Raw genomic sequence first — 15,345 nt, forward strand, 5'->3', positions numbered from 1 at the left:
GTGAAGGCGCGCCGATGATCGGCCCGATCCTGCTCGCGCTCGCGCCGGTCGCGTTGCTGGTCGCGTTCGGCCACGGCCTGCGGCGCACGGGCTTCATCGCCGACGCGTTCTGGCCGCAAGCCGAGCGGCTGTGCTACTACGTGCTGCTGCCCGCGCTGTTCGCGGACGGCCTCGCGAATGCGCGACTGCAATCGCTGCCCGTTTTACCGCTCGCGGCAGCGTTGGTCGGTTCGACCGCACTCGCCGCGGCGCTTCTTCTGCTGGTCCGCCCGTTCGTGCGGGTCGACGGCGCCGGCTTCACGTCGGTGTTCCAGGGCGCCGTGCGCTTCAACAACTATGTCGGCACCGCGCTGGCCGCCGGGCTGTTCGGCGCAAAAGGCATCGCGCTCGCGGCCGTGTGCGTCGCGGCGATCGTCCCGACCGTCAACCTGATGTGCGTGCTGGTCTTTGCGCGCTATGGCGACATGCGGCTCGGCGCGGGCGCGCTCGCCCGGCAGATCCTGTCGAACCCACTCGTCGTCGCGTGCGTACTCGGGATCGCGATGCAGGCCGGCGGCGTCGCGTTCCCGGCGGCCGTCGAGCCGGCCGTGCGCGCGCTCGGCGCTGCATCGATGCCGCTCGGCCTGCTGTGCGTCGGCGCGGCGCTGAAATTCGATGCGGCGCGGGCGTGGCTGCAGCCTGTGTGCGTCGCGTCGGCGTTCAAGTTCATGGCGATGCCGCTCCTCACGCTCGCGGCCGGTCGCGTATTCGGGCTCGGCGACGCGGCGCTGACGGTCGCGCTGCTGTTCCAGGCGCTGCCGACGTCGTCGGCGTCGTACATCATGGCGCGCCAGCTCGGCGGCGATGCGCCGCTGATGGCCGGCATCACCGCGTTCCAGACGATCGCCGCGGCACTCGCGATGCCGGTCGTGCTGACCGCGCTCGCGTCGGCGCCCGTGTTTCGCTGACGGCGCCGCGCCCGGTCCCATCCCCCTGAATCAGCCTGCTGCCCGGCCTTCCGTCGGCCCGGCCTTGCCAGCCGCGCGCGGTCGCGCACGCATGGCCGCACGCGCTTTCCTTTCGAGAACCCACGTCACATGAACGCTCCCGCTCCCCCCGCCAGCCTCGTCGCCACCCGGCCGCACGCGGCCATCTACGTGAAGCTCACGCTCGTCGCGCTGTTCTGGGGCGGGACCTTCATCGCGGGCCGGATCCTCGCCGCGACGATGTCCGCGACCTCGGCGGCCACCGGCCGCTTCGCGATCGCCGCGCTGATGCTGGTCGTACTGACGTGGAGAATCGAAGGCGGGCTGCCGAAACTGAGCGGCCGCCAGATCGTGACGACGTTCGGCCTCGGCGCGACCGGCATCTTCCTGTACAACGTGTGCTTTTTCGCGGCGCTCGCGCGAATGCCGGCCGGGCGCACCGCGCTGTTCGTCGCGCTGAATCCGGTCGCCACCGCCGTGCTGCTGTCGATCGTCGTGCGCGGAGAACGCCTGTCGCTGTCGCGCTGGGCCGGCATCGCCGTCGCGCTGTTCGGTGCGCTCGTCGTGATCAGCCGCGGCGACCTGCTGCGCGTGCTGACCGATCTCGGCAACACGTTCGGCGCCGGCGAACGCTTCATGCTGTGCGCCGTGCTGAGCTGGGCCGCCTATACGGTGATCGGCCGGCGCGCGCTCAATGGGCTGTCGCCGCTCGCAGCCACGACGTATGCGGCGCTGTGGGGCCTCGCACTGCTGATCGTCGCGCACCTGTTCGGCGCGCCTGCGAGCGACGGCACGCCACTGACGTGGCAGGCCATCGTGTCGATGCTCTACCTCGGCGCGATCGGCACGGTGGTCGCATTCGTCTGGTATTCACAGGGGATCCGCGAACTCGGGCCGGCCCGCGCGGCCGTGTTCACCAATCTGGTGCCCGTGTTCGGCGTGCTGCTGTCGGTCGCGCTGCTCGGCGAGCCGTTGTCGCCGTCGATGCTGGCCGGCGGCGCACTCGTGATCGCGGGCGTCGCGCTGACCAATCGCGCGAAGCGCTGACGCACGGGTACGCGCGGCGCGCAAGCGGGGACGGATGTCGATTACCGGAGCGGAGCATGGCGGCGATCGTCCCCCATTGCGTGACGCATACGCGCGGCCGATGCGCCCCCGATGTTCTCGCAGCCCCGCCAAAAACCGCCTATCGTGAATGGAGCGCTCCGTTCGCCGCCATTCGACCCTGCGTCGCTCGCACCGGCGGCGACGGCACCGCGTTCCGGCACCATTCATCGCGATCCTGGCGCACGCTCGCCCGTGCGCGATCGCGGCCGCCCACCGGATTACAGGAGGCCCTCATGAAAGCCGCGCTGCTCGTCAGCTCCGCCCTGCTCGCCATTGCATCCGCTTCGGCGTCGGCTCAAGGCTCGATCACGAAAATCGAAAACGGTTCGCTCGTCGCCGCGAACGGAATGACCGTCTATACGTTCGACAAGGACAAGGCCAACGCCGGCACCAGCGCGTGCACGGGCCAGTGCGAATCCTTCTGGCCACCCTACAAGGCCAGTGCGACCGACGTTCCGGTCGGGCCCTACACGATCGTCAAGCGCGACGACGGAAGCCCGCAATGGGCGTACAAGGGCAAGCCGCTGTACTTCTTCTCGAAGGACATGAAACAGGGCGATCGCAACGGCGACAACTTCAAGGACATGTGGCACGTGGCCGCGCCGTAAGCGTCAATCCGCCGTCTTCCGCGCACGCCGCGCGGACGTAAAAAAGCCCGCCCGGATCGTCGATCCGGGCGGGCCTGCTCGCGATCGCACCGGCCGCGTTGCATCGTCCGCCGCCGGGCGGGCGATGCATGCAGCCGGGCAGCGCGTCAGCGGCTCGACGGGAAGCTGAACACCGTCCCTTCACGCACGCCGGCCGACGGCCAGCGCTGCGTGATCGTCTTGCGCTTCGTGTAGAAACGCACGGCGTCCGGGCCGTACGCGTGCAGGTCGCCGAACAGCGAACGCTTCCAGCCGCCGAACGAGTGATACGCAACCGGCACCGGCAGCGGCACGTTGATGCCGACCATGCCGATCTGGATGTTGTCGCCGAAGTAGCGTGCGGCCTCGCCGTCGCGCGTGAACAGGCACGTACCGTTGCCGTACTCGTGCGCGTCGATCAGCGCCATCGCCTCGTCGAGCGACTTCAGTCGGATCACGCCGAGCACGGGCCCGAAAATCTCGTGCTGGTAGATCGGCATGCCGGGCTTCACGTTGTCGAACAGGCACGGGCCGAGGTAGTAGCCGCCGTCGTGGCCGTCGACCTTCACGCTGCGGCCGTCGACGACGAGCGTCGCACCGGCTTCCACGCCGGCTTCGACGAAACCCGTCACCTTCTCGAAATGCTGCTGCGTGACGAGCGGGCCCATGTCGACGCCCGCGCCGTTGCCCGGGCCGACCTTCATCTTCTCGATCTCGGCCTTCAGCCCCGCGACGACCTTGTCGCCCGTCTCGTCACCGATCGCGACGACCAGCGGAATCGCCATGCAGCGCTCGCCGCACGAACCGTACGCGGCGCCCATCAGCGCGTTCACCGCGTTGCCGATATCGGCGTCCGGCATCACGACCGCGAAGTTCTTCGCGCCACCGAGCGCCTGCACGCGCTTGCCGTGCGCGCAGCCGGTCGAATAGATGTATTCGGCGATCGGCGTCGAGCCGACGAAGCTCACGGCCTTCACGCGCGGATCGGTCAGCAGCGTGTCGACCGCTTCCTTGTCGCCGTTCACGACGTTCAGCACGCCCGGCGGCAGGCCGGCTTCGAGCGCGAGCTCGGCCATGCGCAGCGTCGACGACGGCGTGCGCTCGGACGGCTTCAGCACGAACGTGTTGCCGCAGGCGACGGCCATCGGCCACATCCACAGCGGCACCATCACCGGGAAGTTGAACGGCGTGATGCCGGCCGCGACGCCGAGCGCCTGGAACTCGCTCCACGAGTCGATCGCGGGGCCGACGTTCTTGCTGTGCTCGCCCTTCAGCAGCTCGGGCACGTAGGTCGCGTATTCGACGTTCTCGATCCCGCGCTGCAGTTCGCCCATCGCATCGGCGAGCACCTTGCCGTGCTCGGCCGTGATCAGCGCGCACAGCTCGTCGGCGTGCTCCTCGAGCAGCGTCTTGAAGCGGCTCATCACGCGGGCGCGCTTCAGCGGCGGCGTGTTGCGCCACGCCGGGAACGCGGCCTGCGCGGACGCGATCGCGGCTTCGACGGTCAGCTTGTCGGCGAGCGCGACGCTCTTGTTCGATTCGCCGGTGGCCGGGTCGAACACCGGCTGAACGCGGCTGCCGCCGTCGACGCGCTTGCCGTCGATCAAGTGGCCGATGGTGGAGGTCACATTGCTGTCGTGTTTCATCGTTGAGGCTCTTTCGTGAATTCGGTTATCGCGGGGGACGAGCGGCGGCTCAGTCCACTTCGTTCAGTGCGTCGGACAGCGCGTTGACCAGGTTGTCGATCTCGCGCTTCTCCGAGATGAACGGGGGCGCCAGCTGGATCGTGTCGCCGCCGTAGCGCACGTAGAAACCCTTCGCCCAGCAGCGCATCGCGATCTCGTACGGGCGCCGTGCCGGCTCGCCCGGCAGCGCAGCGATCGTCAGGCCGGCAGCCAGCCCGTAGTTGCGGATGTCGGTAATGTGGCGCTGGCCCTTCAGCCCGTGCACGGCCGCCTCGAAATGCGGCGCGAGATCGCGCACACGCGCCACCGCGTCTTCCTTCACCAGCAGGTCGAGCGCCGCGACGCCGGCCGCGCACGCGACCGGGTGCGCCGAATACGTGTAGCCGTGCGGGAACTCGAGCATGTACTCGGGGCCGCCCGCGGCCATGAACGTGTCGTAGATCTCCTTCGTCGCGACCACGCCGCCGAGCGGCTGCACGCCGTTCGTCACCTGCTTCGCGAAGTTCAGGATGTCCGGCACCACGCCGAAAGCATCGGCACCCGTCATCGCGCCGGCGCGGCCGAAGCCCGTGATGACCTCGTCGAAAATCAGCAGGATGTCGTGCGCGGTACAGATGTCGCGCAGGCGCTTCAGATAGCCCTTCGGCGGCACGACCACGCCCGCCGAGCCGGAGAACGGCTCGACGATCACGGCCGCGATGTTCGACGCGTCGTGCAGCGCGATCAGCTCGAGCAGGCGGTCGGCCAGCTCGGCGCCGTGCTCGGGCATCCCGCGCGAGAACTTGTTTTCGGCGAGTTGGGTGTGCGGCAGGAAATCGGCGTCGAGACCCTGGCCGAACAGCTTGCGGTTCGGTCCGATCCCGCCGACCGAGATGCCGCCGAAGTTCACGCCGTGGTAACCCTTCTCGCGGCCGATCAGGCGCGTCTTCGTGCCCTTGCCCTTCGCACGCCAGTACGCGCGGGCCAGCTTCAGCGAGGTATCGGCCGCTTCCGAACCCGAGCCCGTGAAGAACACGTAGTCGAGACCGGCCGGCGTCAGGTCCTTGATCTTGTTCGCGAGTTCGAACGATTTCGGGTGGCCGAACTGGAATGCCGGCGCGTAGTCGAGCTGCGCGACCTGACGGCTCACGGCTTCGACGATTTCCGTGCGGCCGTGACCGAGGCCTGTGCACCAGAGGCCCGACAGGCCGTCGAAAATCTTGCGGCCTTCGCCATCCGTGTAATACGCCCCCTTGCCCGACACGATCATGCGCGGATCGGCCTTGAACTGGCGGTTGGCCGTGAACGGCATCCAGTGCGCGTCGAGCCACGCGGCGTCGGTGCGGAGGTTCGTGTCGTCCTGCTGGGCGGTGGTGATGTCGGTCATGTCGGTCGGCGCGATGCGCCCCTCCTCCTTGTGTTGATGTTGCACATTGTCGGGACGCCAATTAGTCTTTTGAATATCGCAATATCAATGTTCACTTGCTCAACTATGCAAGCAAAGAAACCGAAGAGCCGTGCGTTGCTCGGGCAGCTCAGCGACATGGATCTCCGCCTGCTGCGGGTCTTCAAGGGTGTCGTGCAGTGCGGCGGGATGGCGGCGGCCGAACTGGAACTGAATATCGGCATCTCGACGATCAGCCGGCACGTGAAGGATCTCGAGACGCGCCTCGGCCTCGTGCTGTGCCGGCGCGGCCGCGCGGGCTTCACGCTGACGCCGGAAGGCCAGACGGTCTATGAGGAAACGCTGCGCCTGCTCGCGTCGATGGAAGCATTTCGCAGCAGGATCGACGGCATTCACGACAAAATGGGCGGAGAATTGCACATCGCGGTGTTCGACAAGACGGCCACCAACGCGAATGCGCGGCTCGGCGACGCGATCCGCCAGTTCGCCGACGAAGCGCCCGACGTCGCGCTGAACCTGCACGTCGCGTCGATCAACGAGGTCGAGCGCGGAATCATCGACGGCAGCTATCAGGTCGGGATCATTCCCGCGCACCGCAACTCGGGCAGCCTCGAGTATTCGGAGCTGTTCGACGAACGGATGCTGCTCTACTGCGGCCGCCAGCATCCGCTCTTCGATGCGCCGCACGGCAAGCTCACGTGGACGACGATCCGCAACCACGCGTTCGCGGGGCTCGGCTTCCATTCGCCGAACATGGAGTTGAGCCACCGCGCGAAGCTCACGCGCAGCGCGACCGCGTCGGACCAGGAATCGATCGCGACGCTGATCCTGTCAGGCCGCTATCTCGGCTTCCTGCCCGATCACTACGCGGAAAGTTTCGAAAACAAGGGGCTGATGCAGCCGATCGCGCCGCACCGGTTCAATTACCGGTGCCGGTTCGTGAGCCTGCTGCGGCGCTCGCCGCGGCCGTCGCGGGCCGCGCTGCTGTTCCAGTCGTGTCTGGAAGCCGCGCATGCGAAGGCGGTGCGGCCGGCTGGGTAGGCTCCGCACGCGAAGCATCCGGCTCCCGGCGGTGTGCGGTGTGCGGTGTGCGGTGTGCGGTGTGCGGTGTGCGGTGTGCGGTGTGCGGTGTGCGGTGTGCGGTGTGCGGTGTGCCGTGTGCCGTGTGCGGTGTGCCGTGTGCGGTGTGCGGTGTGCGGTGTGCGGTGTGCGGTGTGCGGTGTGCGGTGTGCGGTGTGCGGTGTGCGGTGTGCGGTGTGCGGTGTGCGGTGTGCGGTGTGCGGTGTGCGGTGTGCCGTGTGCCGTGTGCCGTGTGCCGTGTGCCGTGTGCCGTGTGCCGTGTGCCGTGTGCCGTGTGCCGTGTGCCGTGTGGCAGCATGCGAGCGGTTGCGGGACGGGCAAACGCAGCGGCTGTATCAGCGCCCCGCCCGCTCACCCGATCACACGCCGTCGAACCGGTCGCGCGCGCCGTCGGCTTGCGCTAGCGCGCGGCTGCGCTTCACGAAATGCGTGGCGACCAGCGCCGCGGCAAAACCGGACGCCGCGCCGACGCCGAGCGCCCAGCGCGGGCCAAGATGGTTCGCGACCCAGCCGGCCACCGGCGCGCCGATCGGCGTGCCGCCGAGCGCGACCGCGAGGCGCAGCGCCATCACGCGGCCGCGCATCGCCGGCTCGGTGGACAGCTGCATCAGGCTGTTGGTCGAATTCATGAAGGTGATCGCGGCGATCCCGGTCAGCACGAGCGCGGCGGCGAACAGCCAGTAGCCCGGCGCCAGCGCGGCGAACGTGCAGCCGAGCCCGAACAGCGCCGCGCCGAACCACAGATGCCGGAAGCGCGGCTGCTCGCGGCGTGCCGCGAGCAGCGCGCCCGACACTGTGCCGACCGCCATCATCGACGACAGCACACCGAACCCGCGCGCATCGACATGAAACACGCTGGCCGCCATCGTCGAGATGAACAACTGGAAATTGAGCCCGAACGTGCCGATCAGGAACAGCATCACGAGGATCGCCTTCAGGTCGTCGCGCCGCCACACGTAGCGGAAGCCGTCGAGCAGGCCACCTCGCGAACGCCCCGCCCGCAGGTTCGCGCGCAGTTCGTCCTCCCGCAGCATCAACAGCGACACCAGCACCGCGAAGAAACTGAGCCCGTTGGCGACGAACGCCCAGCCGGTGCCGACCGACGCGATCATGAAACCCGCCGCGGCCGGGCCGATCATCCGCGCGGCGTTGAACGACGTCGAATTGAGCGCGACGGCATTCGCGAGCTCGCGATCGCCGACCAGTTCCGCGACGAAGGTCTGCCGCACGGGCGCGTCGAACGCCGACGCGCAGCCGAACAGGAACGCGAACACGTAGACATGCTCGAGCCGCGCGACACCCGTGACCGTCAGCGCGCCGAGCGCCAGCGCCAGCACGCCCATCAGCGCCTGCGTCGTCATCAGCAGCTTGCGCTGGTCGAAGCGGTCGGCTGCGTAACCGGTCCACGGCAACAGCAGCAGTTGCGGCCCGAACTGCAGCGCCATCACCGTGCCGACGGCGGACGCATCGTGATGCGTCAGCTGCGTGAGCACGAGCCAGTCCTGCGCGGTGCGCTGGACCCAGGTGCCGATGTTCGACACCAGCGAACCGATCGCCCACACACGATAGTTGAAACTGCGAAGCGAACGAAACACGCCTGCCGCCGGTACGCTCATGGCCGCTCCCGGTCGGGCTCGTTGCCGCCGTGCAGTTCGCCGAATCGCCGCGCGAGGAACAGGCCGAGCGCGAGGATGCCGAGCCCGAGCGCCGCCGCATCGGCCGTGACCCGGAGGTCGAAATCCCCGACCCGGCACACCAGCACGTAAGCCATCACGAGGTTCGCAACACCCCACACGACATTCACGGTGGACGACGACAACCCGTGCCCGGGCGGATTCGCGAACGGCGTCTGGAACGGCTCGCCGCGCAACCCGCTGACGAGATGCGGCACGACGTTCGCGAGAAACGCGCCGCCGAAGAAGTACGACACGAGATGCGGGAGGTTCATGGTCAGGCAGTCCTTTCGGCGTGCGGGTCGATGCGGTTCACGGGCGGGCGGGATCCTGGAATTCGGCAAGCCGCTGCAGCAGCTTCACGGCCGCCGCGAGCTCGGCCTGTTCCGCCTCCGACAGTTGCGCGTGCAGCGCACGGAACAGCCAGTCGTCCTTGGCCGCACGGTTGGCCTGCAGCACCTTGCGGAAACCGGGCGTGAGCGCGATCAGCGTCTGGCGGCCGTCGGTCGGATCGGGCTCGCCGCCGACAGCGCCGAGCGCCTCGAGCGTCGCGACCGTCACGCGCATCGACTGCGGGCGCACGCTTTCGGCACGGGCCAGCGCGGACACCGTCGCCGGGCCGTCGCGGTCGAGCCGCAGCAGTACCGATTTCTGCGACGAAGTGAGGTCGTTCGGATGGGTCTGCTCCCGCATGCGCCGCATCAGCTTGCTGACCGAAATGCGGAGTTCGCCGGCGAGACCGGCAAGCGGGAGCGCGTCGGAGGGGGACGATGGCGTGTTCATGGCGCCACGATAGCATGTCGACAGTTTAACTGTACAGTTTGACTGCATATTTCAGACTGTAAGAATCGTGCCTTCTACGCCGCCTGTGTCGACGAGAGCGACCGCGTTCGGCCGTACGATCCGGCTCTGCGATAATGCGGGCTCTCCATTTCCGCTCCGCCTCCCGCCATGACGCAGCCGTCCGCCCCGCTCTCCACCGACTTGCCGCCGATCTCGTGCCTGCCCGGCGACGCGCTGCCGTGGCTGCCGATGAGCGCCGACCTGCCGGGGCTCGCGATCAAGTACCTGCACATCAATGCGGCCGAGGACACGCTCACCGCGCTGCTGAAGATGCCGGCCGGCGGCACGCTGCCGCGCCACCGTCACGACGGCGAGGTGTTCGTTCATACGCTGCAGGGTGCGTGGCGCTACCTGGAATACGACTGGGTCGCGCACGCCGGCTCGACGGTGCTCGAACCGGCCGGCTCGGTGCACACGCCGGAAACGCTCGGCGCGCCCGGCGAGGACGTGATCACGCTGAACGTGATGCGCGGCGATCTCGTGCTGCTCGACGACGATGGTAACGAGACCGCGCGCGAGAACTGCCGCGTCGCGCTGCTGCGCCAGCGCAAACATGCGCGCACCGCGCCGGACGACGCCGCGCCGTTCGTCACGCGATAGGACAGGAGGCCGTTCGGCGCGATCCGCATGGTGCCGGCATCCCGTCGATGCCCGGTTGGCCGCCGGCGGACTTCGCCGGCCTCCCGGATCGACCCGCGCGTTACCGAAAACGCCGGAAAAATCGCCGAATATCGTTGGCCAGCAGATCCGGCTCCTCCAGCGCAGCAAAATGGCCGCCGCGCGGCATGTCGGTCCACTGCGCGACGTCGAACACCCGTTCGAGCCAGCTGCGCGGCGGGCAGCTGATTTCCTTCGGAAAACGCGCAAACGCGACGGGCACCGCCACGCGCTGCCCGGCCTCGAAGCGCATGGGCTGCAGCCGGTTTTCCCAATACATCTGCATGGACGAACCGATGCAGCCGGTGAACCAGTAGAGCGAGATTCCGGTCAGCAGCGTGTCGTGCGAAAACCGCCGCGCGACGTCACCGTCGCAATCGCTCCACGCGCGGAATTTCTCCGCGATCCACGCGGCCAGCCCGGCCGGCGAATCGTTGAGCGCGACGGCCAGCGTCTGCGGCTTCGTCATGTGTACATGCGCGTATCCGCCTTCCAGCGCGGCCCATTCGCCGCGCTGCGTCACGAAGGCCCGTTCGTCCTCGGTCAGCGGCGCAGCCGCGTCGGTCGGAGGTTCGTAGCTGCCGGGCAAATAGTTGAGGTGAATCGCGTCCACCACGTCGGCATGTCGCGCGCCGAGCGCAATCGACACGCCTGCGCCGAGGTCCCCGCCTTGCGCACCGAAGCGGCGATAGCCGAGGCCGGACATCAGCGCCGCCCAACGGTCGGCGACCTGAAACGCCGCCATGCCGGGCGCCTCGGGCGCCGGCGAGAACAGGAAGCCCGGCAGTGACGGCACGACGACGTCGAACGCGTCGTCCGGATCGCCGCCGAACGCCGCCGGGTCGCAGAGGCGATCGATCAGCGCCTCGAATTCGAATACGGAACCCGGCCAGCCGTGCGTGATGACGAGCGGATACGGCCTCGGTCCGACGCCGCGTCGATGGATGAAATGCACGCGCTTCCCACCGGCGTCGGCGACGAATTGCGGCAACCGGTTCAGCGCGCGCTCCGCCGCACGCCAGTCGAAGCGTTCGGCCCAGTATGCGGTCAGCTCGCGCAGCCATGCGCCGTCGACGCCCTGCTGCCACGCCCCGGCCGGTGTCAGCATCGGTGCGCGCGTGTCTCGCAGGCGTCGGCGCAGGTCATCGAGCGCGTGATCGGGAATCGCAATGTCGAACGGGGCGGCGTACATCGTGTCTCCTCACGAAGCATATCGACGAGATTCTGCGCGTTTTTTTCAAACCGCACCGAACGCCTCGCGCCCGCGCTCAGGCCGGCTCCCGCTCGTCCGCCCGCGCGTCGCGCCGCATCGCCTGCGGCGGCACGCCGAACCCGCGTACGAACACCTCGCGCATGTGCCGGCGGTCGCGAAAACCGTTCTCCTTCGCGATCACGTCGAGCGGATGGCGGCTCTGCTCGATCATCAGCCGCGCGGATTCGAGCCGCAGCCGCTCGATCGCCTTCGCCGGCGACTGCCCCGTTTCGAGCGTGAACACGCGGCTGAACTGGCGCGGGCTCAAGTGGACGGCTTCGGCCAGATCCTCGACGGTCAGCGCACGGCCGAGGTTCTGCCGCGCATAGTTCAGCGCGTTCTGGATCCGGTCGGATTTCGGCGCGAGATCGAGCATTTCCGAATGCTGCGACTGGCCGCCGGCGCGGCGCTGATGCATCACGAGCTTGTGCGCGACCGAGCGCGCGGCATCGGCGCCCAGATCCTTTTCCACCATCGCGAGCGCAAGGTCCAGCCCGGCCGTCATCCCGGCCGAAGTCCAGATCGGACCGTCGACGATGTAGATCCGGTCTTCCTCGACGCGAATCTCCGGGTACTGCCGCTGCATGTCGCGGCCGAACGCCCAGTGGGTGGTTGCGCGGCGCTGCGCGAGCAGCCCGGCCTCGGCCAGCACGAACGCCCCCGTGCAGATGCCGGCGATCCGCCGCGCACGCGCGTTCGTACGCCGCAGGTAGGTGACGACGCCGGCCGGCGCCGGCGCGGCGAGCGGATCGTTGACGCCCGCGACGATCCACGTATCGACGTCGATCCGCCCGCGCAGCGCACGCGTCGCGACCGACAGCCCAAGCGACGAGCACACGTCGCCGCCGTCGACCGAATAGTTGTCCATCACGTAGAACGGCTCGCGCATGCCCATGTTCGCGTACTCGAACACCGACTGCGCGGCGAGCGCCATGATCTGGAAGCCGTCGCTGATCAGAAAGCCGATTCGGTGCATGGGGTTCTCCGGTCCCGGGCGCGGTGGTCGGCCCGATGTCCTGAATCATACCCATCTACGTCATTTGTGTCGCGACACTTCGGCGCCAGAATGGCTTCACGCCATCCGGCCAACCCCACCGAAACGGAGCACATCATGACGCAAGCACATCGCGGTACCGCCCTCATTACCGGCGCATCGTCGGGCATCGGCGCCGTCTACGCAGACCGCCTCTCGCGCCGCGGCTACGACCTGATCCTGGTCGCACGCAATCGCGACCGGCTGAGCGCCCTTGCCGAGCGCATCACGAACGACACGCAGCGCAGCGTCGAGATCGTCGACGCGGACCTCAACGACCGCTCGGCGCTCGCCGCCGTCGAGGCGAAGCTGAAACAGGACGCGAGCATCACGCTGCTCGTGAACAACGCCGGTATCGGCACGCATGCGCCGCTGCTCGACAGCGACGTCGACGCAATGACGCGCATGATCGACCTGAACGTGACCGCGCTCACGCGCCTGACCTACGCGGCCGTGCCCGGCTTCGTCGCACGCGGCGGCGGCGCGGTGATCAACATTTCGTCGATCGTCGCGATCTCGCCGGAAACGCTGAACGGCGTGTACGGCGGCAGCAAGGCCTTCGTGCTCGCGTTCAGCCAGTCGCTGCACCACGAACTCGCCGGCAAGGGCGTACGGGTGCAGGCCGTACTGCCGGGCGCAACCGCCACCGATTTCTGGCAAACGGGCGGCCTGCCGCTCGAACACCTGCCGAAGGAAATCGTGATGGCCGCGCCCGACATGGTCGATGCGGCACTCGTCGGCTTCGAGCGCGGCGAACTCGTGACGATCCCGTCGCTGCACGCGGGCGACGAATGGGAGGCTTACGAGACCGCACGTCGCACGATGGCGCCGCACCTGTCGGCCGATACGCCCGCGCCGCGCTACGCCAGCTGATCGATCGCGCCGGCCCCGTGTCGATCGGGGCCGGTCATCACATCGAACCCCGGGCGCGTCGTGGGAAACGGGGCCGCACGGCGAATCGGCCGCCGGTCATCCGGCGTTCGACGGCACGTTTCCGGGCGCGCGCCGAACGCTCGATTCGTCTGCGGGAACGCGCGCCGGATTCGTTCGCCGCCGGCACAAATGACCGGCGCCAGCGACCGATTTCGACTCGCTTGCCACGCATTCCGCGCGACAGTAAGCTCTGCGATTGCAGTCCCCCAAGCAGCCTCGTTCGATCGGCATTCGTCCGATCACGAGGGCAATCGTCCGTTGCGGAATTCGACCATGCGGTTCCGTATGTTCATCACCGAGACCGGCGACGCGCCGGCCTCTGCGCACGATTCCGCCGACGGCCAGCCGGCGCTGCCGTCGCTGCCCGAACTCGTCGCCGTTTGCCGCATTGCGCGTGCGCAGGCACGCACGGCCGGCGCGTTCGTCGCGCGCGCCGAGGCCGGCACGCAACGCGTGCTCGCCGCCGACGGCACCTTGCCCGATCCGCTTCCTGCCGTCTGCCTTCCGCCGCACGTCGAACGCGATCCGTCTGCCGGCAGACGATACGTCGTACACGCCCCGCAATGCGACGACGCCCTGCTTCCCGCACCGCAAATCGTCGCGGCCTGTGAGCTGGCCGCGCCCGACGGCACGACACTCGGCACGCTGTGCATCGTCAACGACACCCGCCTGACGCTCGACGCCACGCAATGCGCGCTGCTGCTCGACCTCGCGGTCGTGGCCGAGCGCGCGCTGGCCCGCGCCATCGCGGAAGCTGCGTTGCGCAACCGGCTCGCGCGCGTCGAGGAGCACAGCACGCTGACATCGCTTGCACTGACCGAAAGCGGCACCGGCGTGTGGGACCGCAACGTGGAGAACGGCGAGATCCGTTACTCGCCGGCGTGGAAGGCGATGCTCGGCTATGCGCCGCACGAACTGAGCAGCCGGATCGAGGACGCTTACGAACGCCTGCATCCGGACGACGTCGACGGCGTGAAAGCCGCGATGCTCGCGCATTTCGAAAGCCGCACCGACAGCTACGAAGTCGAACACCGCATCCGCTGCAAGGACGGCACGTACCGGTGGATCCGCAGCCGCGGCAAGGTGATCACGCGCGACTGCCACGGCCGTGCGCTGCGGATGGTCGGCACGACCACCGACATCACCGCGCTGCGCGAACTCGCCGCGCGATTGCGCGACTCGGCCGCGCTCGTCACGGATCTCACCGACCAGGTGCCGGGGCTCGTCTTTCAACTTCGTCAGACGGCCGGCGGACGCCGCTTCTTCTCGTATGCGAGCGCCGGTGTCCGCGACATCTACGAACTGACGCCCGAGCAGCTCGCTCGCCATGCGGAGACGGTCGAGATGCGGATCCATCCGGCCGACCTGGTCGCCTATCGGCAGTCGCTGCAGGATTCGTCGGTGCACCTGACACCGTGGCGTCTCGAGTATCGCGTGCTGCTGCCCGGCCAGGGCCTGCGCTGGCGCGAAGGCGATGCACGCCCGCAACGCACGGCCGACGGCGGCACCGTATGGCACGGCTTCATCACCGATGCGACCGACCGCAAGCACATCGAGGCCGAACTGCACCGGATGGCGACGACCGATCACCTGACGCAACTGTCGAACCGTCATGCGTTCATGCGGCAAAGCGAAGCGGCGCTGCGCGGCGTGCGCGCGACCGGCCGGGCCGCCGCCGTGCTGATGCTCGACCTCGATCACTTCAAGGCGCTGAACGACCGCTGGGGCCACCCGCTCGGCGATCGCGCGCTCCGTCATTTCGCGCGGCTGCTGCTTGCGGAAACCGGGCCGGACAGCATCGTCGGCCGGGTCGGCGGCGAGGAGTTCGCGATCGTGCTGCCGGGATCGGATCTCGATACGGCGCTGGCCTTCGCGCGGCGCGTGCAGCAGCGCGCGCTGCAGACGCAGCTCACGCACGAGGACGAGCAGGTCGTGGTGACCGTCAGCATCGGCATCGACGCGATGCGCGAATCGGACTTCGGCGCCTACCAGTCGCTGTCGCGCGCCGACAAGGCGCTCTATCTCGCGAAGGAACGCGGCCGCAACCGGATCGAGGTGTATCGGGCCTAGCCGCGGTGCCCGCTTCCTTCGCGAACGGGACGACGGC

General features: G+C 68.5%; 14 protein-coding genes. 7 read left to right on the forward strand and 7 right to left on the reverse strand.

Going from position 1 to position 15,345, the window contains the following annotated elements:
* Positions 1–14: 14 nt before the first annotated feature.
* The 3 genes from KEC55_RS20315 (at position 15) to KEC55_RS20325 (ending at position 2,680) form a co-directional block, all read left to right on the forward strand.
* The gene (locus KEC55_RS20315; RefSeq protein WP_282510090.1) at positions 15–947 is read left to right on the forward strand and encodes an AEC family transporter; all 933 of its coding nucleotides are present in this window, start codon (positions 15–17) and stop codon (positions 945–947) included.
* A gap of 129 nt (positions 948–1,076) precedes the next feature.
* Complete coding sequence (locus KEC55_RS20320) at positions 1,077–2,012, forward strand: DMT family transporter (protein ID WP_282510092.1); 936 nt, start codon at positions 1,077–1,079, stop codon at positions 2,010–2,012.
* A 293-nt stretch (positions 2,013–2,305) separates the two neighbouring features.
* Complete coding sequence (locus tag KEC55_RS20325) at positions 2,306–2,680, forward strand: COG4315 family predicted lipoprotein (RefSeq protein ID WP_282511361.1); 375 nt, start codon at positions 2,306–2,308, stop codon at positions 2,678–2,680.
* 146 nt (positions 2,681–2,826) lie between these two features.
* Here KEC55_RS20325 and KEC55_RS20330 read toward each other — a convergent pair whose 3' ends face one another.
* Together KEC55_RS20330 and KEC55_RS20335 are read right to left on the reverse strand one after the other, a co-directional pair.
* Positions 2,827–4,344, reverse strand: coding sequence for a CoA-acylating methylmalonate-semialdehyde dehydrogenase (locus tag KEC55_RS20330; RefSeq protein WP_282510094.1), 1,518 nt, complete (start codon positions 4,342–4,344; stop codon positions 2,827–2,829).
* Positions 4,345–4,393: 49 nt separating this feature from the next.
* The gene (locus KEC55_RS20335; protein ID WP_282510096.1) at positions 4,394–5,749 is read right to left on the reverse strand and encodes an aspartate aminotransferase family protein; all 1,356 of its coding nucleotides are present in this window, start codon (positions 5,747–5,749) and stop codon (positions 4,394–4,396) included.
* A gap of 105 nt (positions 5,750–5,854) precedes the next feature.
* Between KEC55_RS20335 and KEC55_RS20340 the strand changes: the two genes are divergently transcribed.
* The gene (locus KEC55_RS20340) at positions 5,855–6,808 is read left to right on the forward strand and encodes a LysR family transcriptional regulator (RefSeq protein WP_282510098.1); all 954 of its coding nucleotides are present in this window, start codon (positions 5,855–5,857) and stop codon (positions 6,806–6,808) included.
* Positions 6,809–7,206: 398 nt separating this feature from the next.
* On the opposite strand, the gene KEC55_RS20345 is transcribed toward KEC55_RS20340, so the two are convergent.
* From KEC55_RS20345 to KEC55_RS20355, 3 genes are read right to left on the reverse strand one after another with little or no spacing between them, the layout of a single operon-like run.
* Complete coding sequence (locus tag KEC55_RS20345) at positions 7,207–8,463, reverse strand: MFS transporter (RefSeq protein ID WP_282510100.1); 1,257 nt, start codon at positions 8,461–8,463, stop codon at positions 7,207–7,209.
* The gene (locus KEC55_RS20350) at positions 8,460–8,795 is read right to left on the reverse strand and encodes a hypothetical protein (RefSeq protein ID WP_282510102.1); all 336 of its coding nucleotides are present in this window, start codon (positions 8,793–8,795) and stop codon (positions 8,460–8,462) included. The genes KEC55_RS20345 and KEC55_RS20350 overlap by 4 nt, the downstream gene beginning before the upstream one ends.
* A 37-nt stretch (positions 8,796–8,832) precedes the next feature.
* Positions 8,833–9,303: a MarR family winged helix-turn-helix transcriptional regulator gene (locus KEC55_RS20355; RefSeq protein ID WP_282510104.1), complete on the reverse strand. Its 471-nt coding sequence runs from the start codon at positions 9,301–9,303 to the stop codon at positions 8,833–8,835.
* A 168-nt stretch (positions 9,304–9,471) separates the two neighbouring features.
* On the opposite strand from KEC55_RS20355, the gene KEC55_RS20360 reads away from it, so the two are divergent.
* Positions 9,472–9,963 carry a 2,4'-dihydroxyacetophenone dioxygenase family protein gene (locus KEC55_RS20360; RefSeq protein ID WP_282510106.1) on the forward strand — a complete coding sequence of 164 codons (492 nt, stop codon included), beginning with the start codon at positions 9,472–9,474 and terminating at the stop codon, positions 9,961–9,963.
* 100 nt (positions 9,964–10,063) lie between these two features.
* Here the strand turns inward: KEC55_RS20360 and KEC55_RS20365 are convergent, their stop codons facing one another.
* Together KEC55_RS20365 and KEC55_RS20370 are read right to left on the reverse strand one after the other, a co-directional pair.
* Positions 10,064–11,212 (reverse strand): epoxide hydrolase family protein, encoded by a 1,149-nt coding sequence (locus KEC55_RS20365; RefSeq protein WP_282510108.1) that lies wholly within the window; start codon positions 11,210–11,212, stop codon positions 10,064–10,066.
* 76 nt (positions 11,213–11,288) lie between these two features.
* Positions 11,289–12,248: a GlxA family transcriptional regulator gene (locus KEC55_RS20370; RefSeq protein ID WP_282510110.1), complete on the reverse strand. Its 960-nt coding sequence runs from the start codon at positions 12,246–12,248 to the stop codon at positions 11,289–11,291.
* Between the two features lie 135 nt (positions 12,249–12,383).
* Between KEC55_RS20370 and KEC55_RS20375 the strand changes: the two genes are divergently transcribed.
* Positions 12,384–13,178, forward strand: coding sequence for an SDR family NAD(P)-dependent oxidoreductase (locus tag KEC55_RS20375; protein WP_282510112.1), 795 nt, complete (start codon positions 12,384–12,386; stop codon positions 13,176–13,178).
* Positions 13,179–13,511: 333 nt separating this feature from the next.
* A complete protein-coding gene (locus KEC55_RS20380; protein WP_282510114.1) occupies positions 13,512–15,308 on the forward strand; it encodes a sensor domain-containing diguanylate cyclase in 1,797 nt (598 codons plus the stop codon).
* Positions 15,309–15,345 lie beyond the last annotated feature (37 nt).

Source organism: Burkholderia cepacia, from assembly GCF_029962485.1.
Taxonomy (GTDB): domain Bacteria; phylum Pseudomonadota; class Gammaproteobacteria; order Burkholderiales; family Burkholderiaceae; genus Burkholderia.

Coding starts and splice junctions, on each gene's coding strand:
- KEC55_RS20315 (WP_282510090.1), top strand. CDS start 15: ATGATCGGCCCGATCCTGCTCGCGCTCGCGCCGGTCGCGTTGCTGGTC.
- KEC55_RS20320 (WP_282510092.1), top strand. CDS start 1,077: ATGAACGCTCCCGCTCCCCCCGCCAGCCTCGTCGCCACCCGGCCGCAC.
- KEC55_RS20325 (WP_282511361.1), top strand. CDS start 2,306: ATGAAAGCCGCGCTGCTCGTCAGCTCCGCCCTGCTCGCCATTGCATCC.
- KEC55_RS20330 (WP_282510094.1), bottom strand. CDS start 4,344: ATGAAACACGACAGCAATGTGACCTCCACCATCGGCCACTTGATCGAC.
- KEC55_RS20335 (WP_282510096.1), bottom strand. CDS start 5,749: ATGACCGACATCACCACCGCCCAGCAGGACGACACGAACCTCCGCACC.
- KEC55_RS20340 (WP_282510098.1), top strand. CDS start 5,855: ATGCAAGCAAAGAAACCGAAGAGCCGTGCGTTGCTCGGGCAGCTCAGC.
- KEC55_RS20345 (WP_282510100.1), bottom strand. CDS start 8,463: ATGAGCGTACCGGCGGCAGGCGTGTTTCGTTCGCTTCGCAGTTTCAAC.
- KEC55_RS20350 (WP_282510102.1), bottom strand. CDS start 8,795: ATGAACCTCCCGCATCTCGTGTCGTACTTCTTCGGCGGCGCGTTTCTC.
- KEC55_RS20355 (WP_282510104.1), bottom strand. CDS start 9,303: ATGAACACGCCATCGTCCCCCTCCGACGCGCTCCCGCTTGCCGGTCTC.
- KEC55_RS20360 (WP_282510106.1), top strand. CDS start 9,472: ATGACGCAGCCGTCCGCCCCGCTCTCCACCGACTTGCCGCCGATCTCG.
- KEC55_RS20365 (WP_282510108.1), bottom strand. CDS start 11,212: ATGTACGCCGCCCCGTTCGACATTGCGATTCCCGATCACGCGCTCGAT.
- KEC55_RS20370 (WP_282510110.1), bottom strand. CDS start 12,248: ATGCACCGAATCGGCTTTCTGATCAGCGACGGCTTCCAGATCATGGCG.
- KEC55_RS20375 (WP_282510112.1), top strand. CDS start 12,384: ATGACGCAAGCACATCGCGGTACCGCCCTCATTACCGGCGCATCGTCG.
- KEC55_RS20380 (WP_282510114.1), top strand. CDS start 13,512: ATGCGGTTCCGTATGTTCATCACCGAGACCGGCGACGCGCCGGCCTCT.